This is a genomic window from Oenococcus oeni DSM 20252 = AWRIB129 (genome assembly GCF_000372485.1).
Taxonomy (GTDB): domain Bacteria; phylum Bacillota; class Bacilli; order Lactobacillales; family Lactobacillaceae; genus Oenococcus; species Oenococcus oeni.
Map to the genome: position 1 here is coordinate 140,591 of NZ_AQVA01000002.1, position 12,638 is coordinate 153,228.

The following is a 12,638-nucleotide window of genomic DNA, read 5'->3' on the forward strand; positions in this document are numbered from 1 at the left end:
TTTAAGAAAAAATAATTTTAATCAAAAGATCTCTGCTTTAATTCAGCGTGATTTAAAAGCGATTACCGATTTAAATTCTTTTTACGCTTTAATTGTGCCGACACTTATTAAACTGTCTTTGACCGGTTTGCTGCTGATAATTTTTATTATAATCTGGCAGCCTCTTGCTATATTTATTCCTTTTTTGTCAATTATATTGATAGGTCTCGGCATGATGGCTTTAGCTAAACATGGCGATAAAGAAAATGCGCGTTATATAAATAGTTTTGTCCATATGGGTGAACGTTTTCTAGATGATTTTTTTGAAATGAACGCAATTATTATGTATCGAAGGGACAGAGCTTTCTCTGCTGATTTTCATCGTGATTCGGAAAATTTCAGGAAAAGAACAATGGCTGTTCTGGCCTATCAATTACAAACGCTGAATATTTTGGATTTTGCTATATATGGCGGCATTGGTGCTTTTGCTTTATTTTTGTCTTTTGGAACGGCGCAGGGCAATTTATCGGTTGTGCAAGCAATAATTTTATTCGTATTAGATGCTGATTGGTTCATTGAATTTCGAAAGTCTGGCTATTTCATTCATGTAATGAAACAATTAAGTCCGACTTTAAAACATATTTTTGCTCAAATAGATGATAAGAATTCTTTTTCGCCTCAGAAAAAACAAAGAACGATTGCGAATGATATTCCAAAAATTTTGGAAATAACGATCAATAATCTCTCAATTGGTTATGATAAACCATTAATAACACAATTATCATGGTCTTTAAAAATCGGCCATCTTTATGCTTTATCTGGTCAAAGCGGTTCAGGTAAAAGTACTTTGGCAAAAACTTTAATGGCTCAGCAAAAATCTCTGGCAGGAGAAATTTCTTTTTCCGATAAAAAATTAAGATTTGACGCGAATTTTCGACATGATTGGCTTAAAAGAGCGATTTATTTAGGCAGCGAACCTTATTTGTTTAGCGGTTCGATTATTGATAATTTATTGTTTGCCAGCAAATATAATCGAAAAGAGCTAATAAAAATTTTTGATAAATTTGGTTTGTGTTCTTTTGTTTCTAGCTTGCCTGGCCAATATGATAGTCAGGTTGGTGAAAATGGAAAATGGCTATCGCCTGGCCAACGCCAGCAAATCGCCTTTGGGCGAGCTGTTGCAGCCGACAAAAATTTTTATATTTTTGACGAAGTCACTTCAAATATTGATCATGAGAACGCAGGGATTATTCTCCGGGCTATGAAACGTTTGGCTAAAGAGAAAATCGTTTTAATAATTACGCACAAAATAGAAGACTTGAAACAAAGCGATCAAATTGCTTTCATCACTGAAAAAAAGGCCGTAATCGGTCCTTATGAATCATTATTAAAAAATTCGCCTTCCTTCAAGAACCTTATCAATCAACAATTTCTTTTGTTGAAAGGAAATAAGCAAGATGCTTAAACGACTACTTATTCAAACACATCGATTAAATAATTTACTTCTAGCAAGTATTTTTTGTGGTGCGATTTCCACCTTACTTCAGATTTTTATTATTGCAGCGGCTTTTTACTTAATTATTCAACATCAATTCAGTTGGACTTATGCGCTAATTTTACTTTTTGTGGCTTTGGCTTTGGGTTTTTCGCGATTTGGTGAACAATATTTGGGACATTTTATTGCTTTTCATTTGCTGGCAGATTTAAGAACGCAATTATATGATCATTTATTGTCGTTGGCTCCAGCCAAATTGGATGACAAAGAATCCGGTAAGATATTAAAGTTACTGGTTAAGGATATTGAACAAATCGAGGTTTTTTACGCACATACAATCGCACCAGTTGTGATTGCTGTTCTTCTTTCATTTTTACAAAGTTTCCTGATTTTTTTGTTTTCGCCATTGATGGGGACCTTGGCATTACTGTCTTATTTTTGGATTGGGTTTGTCCTTCCTCTTTTCAGAAAGAAGAAGATTGAAAATACGAGTTCATCTTTATCAAAATATGAAACTGAAAATGATCAGTTATTGAGTGAGACTGTTAACGGAAAAAGCCTTTTGCAACAATTTCAAAAAATCGAACAACGAATCTCTCTTTTAGATAAACAGCGGGATTTAATAGGTAATACAATCAAAAAAGGGACTTTTAGCGATTCAGCCGCTGCCACGGCAACTCAATTAAGTTTATTATTTTTCTCGATTGCAATGGGATATTTGGCTTTTAATTTCTCTGTTGGGAATACTTTATGTTGGGTAATTGCTTTTACTTTTCCATTTTCTTTTGGCAGAGTTCTCGCCTTAGCCAATCTTCCAAGTTCTCTAGGCAATGCTTTACTATCTGCTAAGAATATTTTTAAAATTCTCGATGAAAAAGCAGTATCCAATTTATCTGAAAATCAAGAAATTTCTTTGATCAAACAAAGTCGTTTTGTAGATGTGAATTTTTCATATCCTTTGCGTCCTAATAAAACCGTTTTGAAAGATGCTTCTTTGATTGGAAAAAAATCGGAAGTCATCGGAATTATTGGCGAAAGTGGAGAGAGGAAGAGCACTTTGATGAAGCTTTTGATGAAATGGTATCAACCAAAGAAAGGCTTAATAGAAGTATATAGTCATGATTTGCGGAAAATAAAAAAATCCGGCCTTCGCAAACAAATTAATTATGTTGCCCAAAATCCTTTAATTCTTTCCGGTACGATCCGAGAAAACATAACTTTAAAAAATAATAGTTTTTCTGATTCAAAAATTTGGGAGTCTTTAAAGAAAGTTGAATTGGATAAAACCGTCAAAAAAATGCCCAAAGAGCTTGATACAAAAATCAGTCGTTTAGAGCAGCGTTTTTCTTCCGGCGAATTGCAAAGACTGGAAATTGCCAGAGCATTGCTGTACCCGAGTTCAATATTGATTTTAGACGAACCGACAAGCAACTTGGACACCCTTAATGAAGCAATTATAATTAATAGTCTGCAGAATTATTATCGGGGACTAATATTTATTGTGATTCACAGGCCAAGTTCACTTTCCTTCACTGAACGGGTTTATCGTTTAGCTGGTGGAGAGTTAGCCGAAATTAAGCAATAAAAAAGTTACTATTTTCGAGTAACTTTTTTATTGCTTATTTTTTTATTTTTTGCGTTCCTGAATTCAGCAATTGACCAACGACTGGAAGCTGACCGAAACTGCCGACTTGATCGTTTGAAACAACAATTGTATTGGTATCCGATTTTGCCAATTCGGTAAAGGCATTGATGCTTTGGTTTTGAAAGTATTTGTTATCGGCATTTTTCAATCCAGTTTGAACAGTATCAATTCGATATTTCTCAGCTTCAGCCCGTGTTTTTGTGGCATCAGCTTGAGCTTTGGCTGTTGCCACAATTGCATCGTTTTTAGCTTTGGTTGTTAACTCAATCGACTTTGCTTCCCCTTCGGCTTGAGCAATTGTTGCAACACGTTCTCGATCAGCTGTTAACTGTTTGTCCATTGCTTCTTGGATAGCTCGTGACGGAGTTAACTCATCAATATTGATTCGATCAACGTTAATCCCGTAAGTATTAGTTAAATCACCAATAGCCGAAGCTAATTCCTGGTTTATTCTGGCTGTCGCGCCTAAGGCTTCATTTAAATCCAAACGACCTATAATATCACGTAAGTGACCACGAACTAATTGAGCCATTGATTCTACCGAGTCGGTGTTTTCGTATTCGTATTTTACAGCATCAGTTACATGATAATTTAAAGTAACGCTGGCAGATACATCCGCGTTATCCTTCGTTATGACTGAATAGTTCGGCAACTTCAAAGGGCTCATTGCCAAGGTGACTTTCTTTATTCCTTGAAAAAAGGGAATGTAAAAATGAATTCCCGGATCAACACTTTTTCGATATTTTCCTAATACTTCGACTAATCCTTTATTGTTTTGTGGAACGATCTTAAAAAATAGTGCCATTTTCTCTCCTAATTTGCCATTTCCATTTTTCTCAGCGTTAAGACATTGCCATTGGCTTCAAGAATAACGTAATTAGCTGTTTTATCGACTTTTTGGTTATCTTCAATTAAATAGCGGTAATAGATTCCCGAAACTTCAACGAGACCATTCTTGTCGTTAATTCTTTTTCCGGGTATCAGTGTACCAACGAACTGTCGATCCTCGAAAGAATTATTTTTAACATCTTTTTCAAGAATTTTTGTGATATAAGAATTTACACTTCGATTGTCAGCGGCAGCTAAGCGCGTGATTTTTTCGTGTAATTCAGGATCAATTCGTAATGCTATATTTCCGGATTTTTTCGTGCTCGTAAGTTGCCCCCAATTTCTATAACTCCATCTGGACAATGATCATGATATCACATTGATATATTTTTTATATTAAAGTTTCTTTAATGTTTAAATGCTCAAGCATAAATTACTAAGGGTTTTTAATCGTGAAAGGCCGCTCTGTTTAATTCCAGCGTATAATATGTCTTGCGTAGATTGAAATATTATTGAAACTTATTCAAATAATATTTTCAGTTACTTGTAGCTTTAATCAACTGACTATTATTCAACCGGATGGATAAGTAAGAGAGGAATTTTTATTAAATTGAATTACACTAAATAATATGAAAGCTGAGAATTTGTAATTTAGAGACAAGCAACACAGAAGAATAATTTGTCTTTTTTTAATGAGTTACGAATAAATGATTTTGAATTGACGCGCCGGATTTTTAATTTAGACGTACTGAACTTAGAAGGGATGAAAGATGACTGAATTTAAACATTTTTTTGAAACATTTCAACCGGAACATTATGAAATTTTTTTGGATATCAATCGAGAAAACAAAAAGTTTTCTGGTAAAACAACAATTAGCGGCAATGCAAAAAACACTAAAATTGCCATCCATGAAAAGGATTTAACAATTAAATCTGTTCAATCTGATGGACATGACTTGTCATTTAATATTGATCCCGAATTAGATGCGATTAAGATTGAATTACCTCAGACCGGTAAAACAAGTTTGACGATAAGTTACACAGCAACTTTAACCGATAGTATGATGGGAATTTATCCTTCATATTACGAAGTTAATGGCGAGAAAAAACAAATTATTGGTACACAATTTGAAACGACCTTCGCTCGGCAGGCTTTCCCTTGTATTGATGAACCGGAAGCTAAAGCAACTTTTGATTTGGCAATTAAATTCGACGAAAAGCCGGGTGAAACGATTTTAGCAAACATGCCGGAAGTACGCGAAAAAGATGGCGTGCATTATTTTGATACGACAATGCGCATGTCGACTTACCTGGTTGCGTTCGCTTTTGGGGATTTACAAAGTAAAAAAACATCAACCAAGAGTGGTGTTGAAGTTAGTGTATATAGTACTAAAGCCCATCCAATTAAGCAACTTGATTTTGCCTTGGACATTGCCAAACGTTCAATTGAGTTTTATGAAGAATTTTATCAAACCCCCTATCCGTTACCGCAGTCCAATCAGTTGGCTTTGCCTGATTTTTCAGCCGGGGCTATGGAAAACTGGGGACTTGTGACTTACCGTGAAGCTTATTTGCTGCTTGATCCGGATAACACAGCCCTTAATACGAAACAGCTTGTTGCTACAGTGATTGCGCATGAATTGGCGCATCAGTGGTTTGGCGATTTGGTTACGATGAAATGGTGGGATGATTTGTGGCTAAATGAAAGTTTTGCCAATATGATGGAGTATGTTGCCGTAGATGCCATTGAGCCAAGCTGGAATATTTGGGAAACCTTCCAGACTTCTGATGTACCATCTGCTTTGCAACGTGATGCAACCGACGGTGTACAATCTGTTCATGTGCAGGTTGAACATCCGGCAGAAATCGATGCTTTATTCGATGGTGCAATTGTTTACGCGAAGGGCGCTCGTATGTTGGTTATGGTGCGAGCATTGATTGGCGATGACGCCCTGCGTAAGGGCCTGAAAAATTATTTCGCCGCACATCATTACGGCAACGCAACAGGACATGATTTATGGTCCGCTTTGGGCGATGCTTCCGGTATAGATGTCAGTGCTGTTATGAATTCATGGCTTGAACAGCCAGGCTATCCAGCTGTAGCGGCTGCTGTTGTAAATGGTAAATTGACTATCTCGCAACAGCAATTCTTCATTGGCGAAAATCAGGAAGCAGGACGTCTTTGGCAAATTCCTCTGAATAGTAATTATGATTCAGTACCTGCTATTTTTGCTGATAAGAATTTAACAATTGGTGATTATTCCGAATTACGCAAAGCAGCCGGTGAGCCTTTTCGATTGAATATTGGCAATAATTCGCATTTCATTGTCAAATACGATAAAACTTTGCTGTCAGATATTTTAGATGATATTAATTCATTTGATTCCGTTTCCCAACTTCAAATTTTGCAGGACTTACGTTTATTGGCAGAGGGTCGACAAGTCCTGTACGCCGATATCGTTCCTTTGTTAATGCGTTTTTCAAGTAGCAGGTCGATGCTTGTTAATGCTGCTCTTTATCGTGTTGCCAACAACCTGAAAAAGTTTGTGACGCCAAAATCTGATGAAGAGAAGGCGCTGAAAGTACTCTTTGAAAAATTGAGTTCTAAACAGTTTATACGTTTAGGTTGGAAGCCTAAACCATCTGAATCAAACGATGATCAATTGACTCGTCCATATGTTTTAAATGCGGCACTGTATGCCGAGAATGACGATGCGATTTCATCGGCGCATGATTTATTCGTCGATAATGCTGACAAATTGTTGAGTTTGCCGGCAGGCGTCCGCGTGTATGTCTTGGCGAACGAAATGAAAAACTTTGCTAATACAGCACTATTCGATAAATTATTAACTGCTTATCATGATTCTTCGGATGCCAGTTTTAAAGAAGACCTGCGTGTAGCTATCACTAGTGTAACGGACAGCTCTCTTATTGCACACTTAATTGAAAAATTCGAGGATGCCGATGTGATCAAACCCCAAGATCTGCGCGGCTGGTTCTATAGTCTTTTGGCCAATAATAATGCTCAGCAAGCAGCTTGGGATTGGATTCGTAAGGATTGGGATTGGTTGGAAGATACTGTTGGCGGCGACATGGAGTTTGCAACTTATATTACAGTTATTTCGATGGTTTTTCGTACACCGGAGCGTTTAACAGAATTTAAAGAATTCTTCGAACCGAAATTGAATACACCTGGTTTAACCCGTGAAATCAGTATGGATATCAAGGTAATTGCAAACCGTGTTGATTTGGTTGAAGCAGAAAAAACTTCTGTCATTGCAGCTATTTTGGAAGCAGGTAGATAAAACTTATTCTCAAGCAGGAGGATTTATTTCTTTTTACTAAGCGCCTTGATGGCGCTTTTTGTTTCGAACCGTGATATAAAAAATATTAAGGATTGATATTTGTTTATCTAGCATCATTAAATATGAAATTTCGATTAATTATTTATTAATCTCAATTTTATTTTGTTTAAAGTTGACATACTTTTAACAAGTGTTATATTTTAGTGCATAGATTTCAAACGAATTGATCTGGAAAGTACTTTTCCAGTAATGTCTAGAGAGTCGGTACTAGCTGTAAGCCGATCTTTACTAAGAAAAGGAAAATGGCCGGTGATTGGTTGATACGAACGGTTTACCGAAAGTATCAAACGGAATGGTCCTCGTTATCGGACACGCCATTGCTGTTAGCCCATCTGCTAACAAAGATGGTTAGTAAGGTTTATTTGTGCAAGCAAAGAAACAAATCAGGATGGTAACGCGACAAGTCGCTTCTGTATTAATTTACAGGAGCGATTTTTTTGTCGGGAAAAGGAAATATATGGAAACAAAACAAACAAGATATTCATTGCTTAATGATCAGGCGCAGTCTTTGTTGGACGGTGAACATGACTTAATTGCCAACATGAGCAATTTAGTTTCGTTGATTTTTAATTCTGACCAAAATATTAATGGAACAACTTATTATCGTCTAAAAAATGGAGAACTTATATTAGGACCTTTTCAAGGCAAACCAGCTTGTGTGCATATACCTTTAGGAAGAGGAGTTTGCGGTACAGCAGCTGCTCTTAAAAAAACAGTGATCGTTTCGAACGTTCATAAATTCGAGGGTCATATTGCTTGTGACAAGGATTCAAATTCTGAAATTGTGGTTCCGATTTTTTCAAAAAATGAATTTTGGGGTGTTCTCGATCTGGATAGTACAAAATTCAACTATTTTGATAAAAATGATCAAGAATATTTGGAAAAAATCGGGAATTATATATTTGGTATTTAACCATTTGAAATATAAAAGGAAGGAGAACTTATGGCTGCCTTTATTAATAGCAAAACCAATATCATTGACCTAAAAAACATCACCGTTCTGTTTAAAAATCAAAGAAAAGAAGTTAGAGCAGTCGATAACGTAAATTTGGCTGTAGAGCGAGGCGACATTTTCGGAATTATAGGTTATTCCGGAGCCGGCAAGAGTACTCTTGTGCGAACAATAAACTTGTTACAAAAACCGACAAATGGATCTGTAATTGTTAATGGCATCGACATTAAAAAAATAGATGAAAAAAAATTACGTGTGGTAAGGCATAAAATTGGTATGATTTTCCAACATTTTAATTTAATGAGTTCGCGTTCGGTTCTTGGCAATATCGAATATCCATTATTAGATCAAAAAATTAATCGGAAAAAACGTCAGCAACGTGCACTGGAACTATTGAAGCTGGTTGGACTTCAAGAATATGTTTCAGCATATCCCTCGCAATTGTCCGGCGGGCAGAAACAACGAGTCGCAATTGCAAGAGCTTTGGCCAACCGTCATCAGTTTTGATTACTGTTTTGAGTGGACCACAAAGATATTGAAGGTGCTCAAAAATGCGATCATTGTAGGGATCATTAAAAAGAGCAAATCTTTGTTTTTGAAGATCTTCAATATTAATTTTTTGTTTTTTAACAAGCTGATTATCTGGAGAAAGGAACAACTTCAGGTGCCCAACATGAACTGGCTTAAATTCCAAACCATGAATTTCCGCTTTATTCGAATCGTTGATAGCGATAAATCCTAAATTTATTCGATGACTACGAATTCCATCAATAATCTGGGTTACAGTCTCTTGAGAAATTTCCATGTTAAATTTTGTCGGTACATCTTGATACATTGCCAAATACTCGTTGAGGAATGGTTTCAACATCGTATTAGCATAAGCAACACGTACCGTTTCGATCTGTCCAGATTTCCCAAGATTATGAGCTTTTTTAGTTAGAGAAACGCCTTGGGATAGCATCTGCTTAATTAATGGTAACAATTCTTTTCCTTGAGCTGTGAGTTTGGATCCATAACGGGTGCGCTTAAACAACTTGACTCCCAGTTCATTTTCTAATTGGGAAATTGATTGACTAAGACCAGATTTACTAATGTGCAGAAGGTCGGCGGTTTCTTGGAGAGTTTGATGATTAGCTAATTCTACGGCGTAAAGGAGCTGTTCGAAAGTCATTAGTATTTTCCTCAGATATCTTTTCTGCACCATTGGAAAGCATAATGATAATAATTATTCGAGAGTAAATATTCGGGAGCGACGCTTGGGCTCCGGGAATCGTCTCCGCCAACTCCCATACGATAGCCATCAATCGACAGCCAGACACCATTTTCTGCTTGTAAAAGATTTCGATGTGAAATCCTGGCTAATTGCTGCTTACTAAAACGACTCAAATTGAAAGAAAAGTTTTGCTCATGATACGCTGAAATTTTTTGCTTGCCAAATTCCAATTGACTAACTTGACCACGTGAACCGTTTTCACTTGGAAATATATAAGGCGTGTAAAGATCATCCAATTCCATTTGCCAATGGCCGTATTGAGCCGCCGATTGACGGTCGGGATAATTTTCAAATGGGCCCAGTCCCGTGTATGAAACATCAGTTATTTGGTCAGCTAAGTGACAAGTTAAACCTATTCTTGCAGGGAACGGAATTCCCTGAGCCAGTGAAACATCGACTGTAACGGTCATCGTCCCGTTAGCATCAATTCGATAAATTTTCGAACTCTTGAAAAGAATCTGGAAATGATTTGAATAACTGTGTTATGTTCGAATAAGAACAGCTCGTTCGAGTTGTTCGGCATCAATTGAAACAAGATTGGTTTTTAGATTATACATTCCTGCGGATTTCCAACGTTCATACCATGCATTTGGATCGATATGGTCGACTTTACTAACACCAATGTCGTTATCAAGCGGTGCACGTGTAAATTGATCACGTAACGCGTCCAATAAATTCTCATTGCCTGATTTGGACCAACTCACTAACAAACCGGAATTTTTAGCAAACTGCCACTTTTGATCGTCCAATTTGATTTCAAAAGTGTTGGTATCTTTGTTTTCGATTAAAGAAATCTTATTCGTTGCTGCCGTGACGGCGTTAGTTGGCCCAAACTTTTTTGCTAAAACATATTGTTCACTGGCAATTTTAAAGCCGCTTGGAGCCCAAGAGTTTCCCTCGATAAGAGAGATATCTATATCAAGCAAAGAACTGGTCGAAGATCGACCCTTCGGTAATTTTATTAATAAAGATTCACCGGGATTAAGCACTAGATCAATATATTTATCAATAACGATTTCGTTTTCGCTTTTAATCTGGTAATGTAATCGTTCATTACTGCTCTTTTTAAAAGAATAATCATTGGTGACAGTGAAACTTTCAGCCTGTCCAAGTGGGTTTCGCTGCAAATTAAACAAATAATATTGTTGCCAATATTTGACTTCATGCATCGCCGGCTTCGGTGTTCGATCGGGAAAAAGCAAACCGTCCAAACAGAATTGACGATCATTTGGTTGATCTTTAAAGTCGCCTCCATAGGCATAAAAGTCATTACCGTTTACATCCTTCTTCAAAAGTCCCTGGTCGACCCAATCCCAAATAAAACCTCCCTGTAATCGTGGATACTTATGAAAGGCTTGCCAATATTTGCCGAAGCCACCCAAACTGTTGCCCATATCGTGGGCATATTCGCAAAGAATTAGCGGGCACGTTTCTCCGGGAAGACCAATCCACTTCTTTAAAGACCATTTTGAATTAACTGATTCTATTTGATCTTGCTCAACACGAGCATACATTGGAACAATAATGTCAGTAACTGCTGTATTGGCGCCGCCTCCTTCATATTGTACCGGCCGACTCAGATCACTTTGTTTGATCCAGTTGTATAAAGCGGCATGGTTGCGGTCGTATCCGGATTCATTGCCTAAAGACCAAATTATAATTGATGGATGATTGCGATCGCGTGTAACCATTCTCGTCACACGATCCGACATTAAAGGCAAGTACACCGGATCATTTGTCAAACGATTCATTGGCACCATTCCGTGGGTCTCGATATTCGCTTCGTCGACAACATAAGCCATACTGATCACAAAGTTCATACCATCGACGATTATTAGGATAATGCGAGCATCTGACAGCATTAAAGTTATTTCGCTTCATGGCTTTAATGTCCTGAATCATGGTCTCTTCATCGACGGCATAACCTTTCTTGGAATCAAATTCGTGTTTATTGGTTCCTCTAATCAACAAAGGCTTTCCATTTAGTTTTAAGAGGCCATTTTTGATCTCAACTTTTCGGACACCGATATTTACTTTTTCAACTTGTAGTATATCACCGTCATCTGTAAGCAATTCGATGACAAGCTGATAAAGATAAGGGAGTTCGGCCGACCACAAATATGGATCTTTTAAATTTAATTCGGCAATAAATTGGTTGTCTAAAGGCCCCCGTTCGTCAACTGCCCTTGTTGACAATCTGCTGCTTTGGTCGGCAACTTTTTCATTGGCAAAATATAGTCGGGTTCGTAATTTGTTCTGTGAAAAATTTTTGCCGGCAACTTGTGCTTTGATTGTAATTTTTGCTTGATCAAGATCATCGTCTAAATCGGTTTGAAGCTGATAGTCCTGCAAATATGTTGCCGGCAGATGTTTAACTTCGACATCGCGGAAAATTCCCGACATCCGCCACATGTCCTGATCTTCAAAGTAACTGCCTTTGCTCCAGCGGAGAACCATCACTGAAATTCGATTTTTACCTGATTTTAAATATTTTGTTAAATCGAATTCGGCTGGTAAACGACTATCTTCCGAGTAACCGATCCATTGGCCATTCAACCACAGATGAAAAGCTGAACCCACACCATTAAAAATTACATGATTTTGGCCTGATTGAAGCCAGTCATCATTTAGTTGGAAAATACGACTGTAACAAGCCGTTGAATTTTCCTCTGGCAAATAAGGTGGATTAGCTGGAAAAGGGTAGGCAACATTCGAGTAAATCGGTTGATCGTAACCATGCAATTGCCAATTCGATGGCACCGGCATTATGTTGCTTTTTGTTAAAACTCGATCTGCCCAATTTTCAGGAACATCGGTAACTTTAGAAAAATAACTGAAACACCAATTTCCATTAAGAGACTGGATCGTTTTTTGCTTGTCCTCATTAAGGCTTTTAGAGTAATTCATTTCGGTATGGATCGGTAAACGATGCCAGTTGGTTATAACAGGGTTTTCCCAATCTTTTCTATTGATGATGTCCCGGAAAGAAATTTTATTAGTCATTAAGCTGCCTCGATCCTAAATGTGTATATTAAAATCGTAAGCGCTCACATGATAAAAATAAAACCTCAATTACTAAAACAAGTGAACAAAGTTTTTAA

6 protein-coding genes, 3 pseudogenes and 1 other annotated feature are annotated in these 12,638 nt (G+C 37.1%); of the genes and pseudogenes, 5 read left to right on the forward strand and 4 right to left on the reverse strand.

Annotated features, from left to right (window positions below; translation table 11 throughout):
* Positions 1 to 94 precede the first annotated feature (94 nt).
* Both A3G9_RS0102435 and A3G9_RS0102440 read left to right on the forward strand, forming a co-directional pair.
* Complete coding sequence (locus A3G9_RS0102435; RefSeq protein ID WP_002821307.1) at positions 95 to 1,444, forward strand: ATP-binding cassette domain-containing protein; 1,350 nt, start codon at positions 95 to 97, stop codon at positions 1,442 to 1,444.
* Positions 1,437 to 3,059 (forward strand): ABC transporter ATP-binding protein, encoded by a 1,623-nt coding sequence (locus tag A3G9_RS0102440; RefSeq protein ID WP_002821306.1) that lies wholly within the window; start codon positions 1,437 to 1,439, stop codon positions 3,057 to 3,059. Before A3G9_RS0102435 ends, A3G9_RS0102440 begins: the two co-directional genes overlap by 8 nt.
* 34 nt (positions 3,060 to 3,093) lie before the next feature.
* Here the strand turns inward: A3G9_RS0102440 and A3G9_RS0102445 are convergent, their stop codons facing one another.
* A complete protein-coding gene (locus tag A3G9_RS0102445; RefSeq protein WP_002821305.1) occupies positions 3,094 to 3,924 on the reverse strand; it encodes an SPFH domain-containing protein in 831 nt (276 codons plus the stop codon).
* 8 nt (positions 3,925 to 3,932) lie between these two features.
* Positions 3,933 to 4,310: a type II toxin-antitoxin system antitoxin gene (locus A3G9_RS0102450; protein WP_002817204.1), complete on the reverse strand. Its 378-nt coding sequence runs from the start codon at positions 4,308 to 4,310 to the stop codon at positions 3,933 to 3,935.
* Positions 4,311 to 4,717: 407 nt separating this feature from the next.
* Here A3G9_RS0102450 and A3G9_RS0102455 point away from each other — a divergent pair, with 407 nt between their 5' ends.
* The 3 genes and pseudogenes from A3G9_RS0102455 to A3G9_RS1000000109780 form a co-directional block, all read left to right on the forward strand.
* A complete protein-coding gene (locus tag A3G9_RS0102455) occupies positions 4,718 to 7,252 on the forward strand; it encodes a M1 family metallopeptidase (protein ID WP_002820125.1) in 2,535 nt (844 codons plus the stop codon).
* Positions 7,253 to 7,466: 214 nt separating this feature from the next.
* Positions 7,467 to 7,727: a binding site (T-box leader), on the forward strand.
* Positions 7,701 to 8,225 (forward strand): GAF domain-containing protein, encoded by a 525-nt coding sequence (locus A3G9_RS0102465; protein ID WP_002821091.1) that lies wholly within the window; start codon positions 7,701 to 7,703, stop codon positions 8,223 to 8,225. Its footprint overlaps the feature before it by 27 nt.
* 30 nt (positions 8,226 to 8,255) lie before the next feature.
* Positions 8,256 to 8,756 (forward strand): annotated as a pseudogene (locus tag A3G9_RS1000000109780) (ATP-binding cassette domain-containing protein); the annotation flags it as partial.
* Here the strand turns inward: A3G9_RS1000000109780 and A3G9_RS0102470 are convergent.
* Positions 8,752 to 9,435 (reverse strand): annotated as a pseudogene (locus tag A3G9_RS0102470) (LysR family transcriptional regulator); the annotation flags it as partial. The pseudogenes A3G9_RS1000000109780 and A3G9_RS0102470 overlap by 5 nt on opposite strands.
* An 11-nt stretch (positions 9,436 to 9,446) precedes the next feature.
* Positions 9,447 to 12,540 (reverse strand): annotated as a pseudogene (locus tag A3G9_RS01000000109405) (beta-galactosidase).
* Between the last annotated feature and the right edge of the window lie 98 nt (positions 12,541 to 12,638).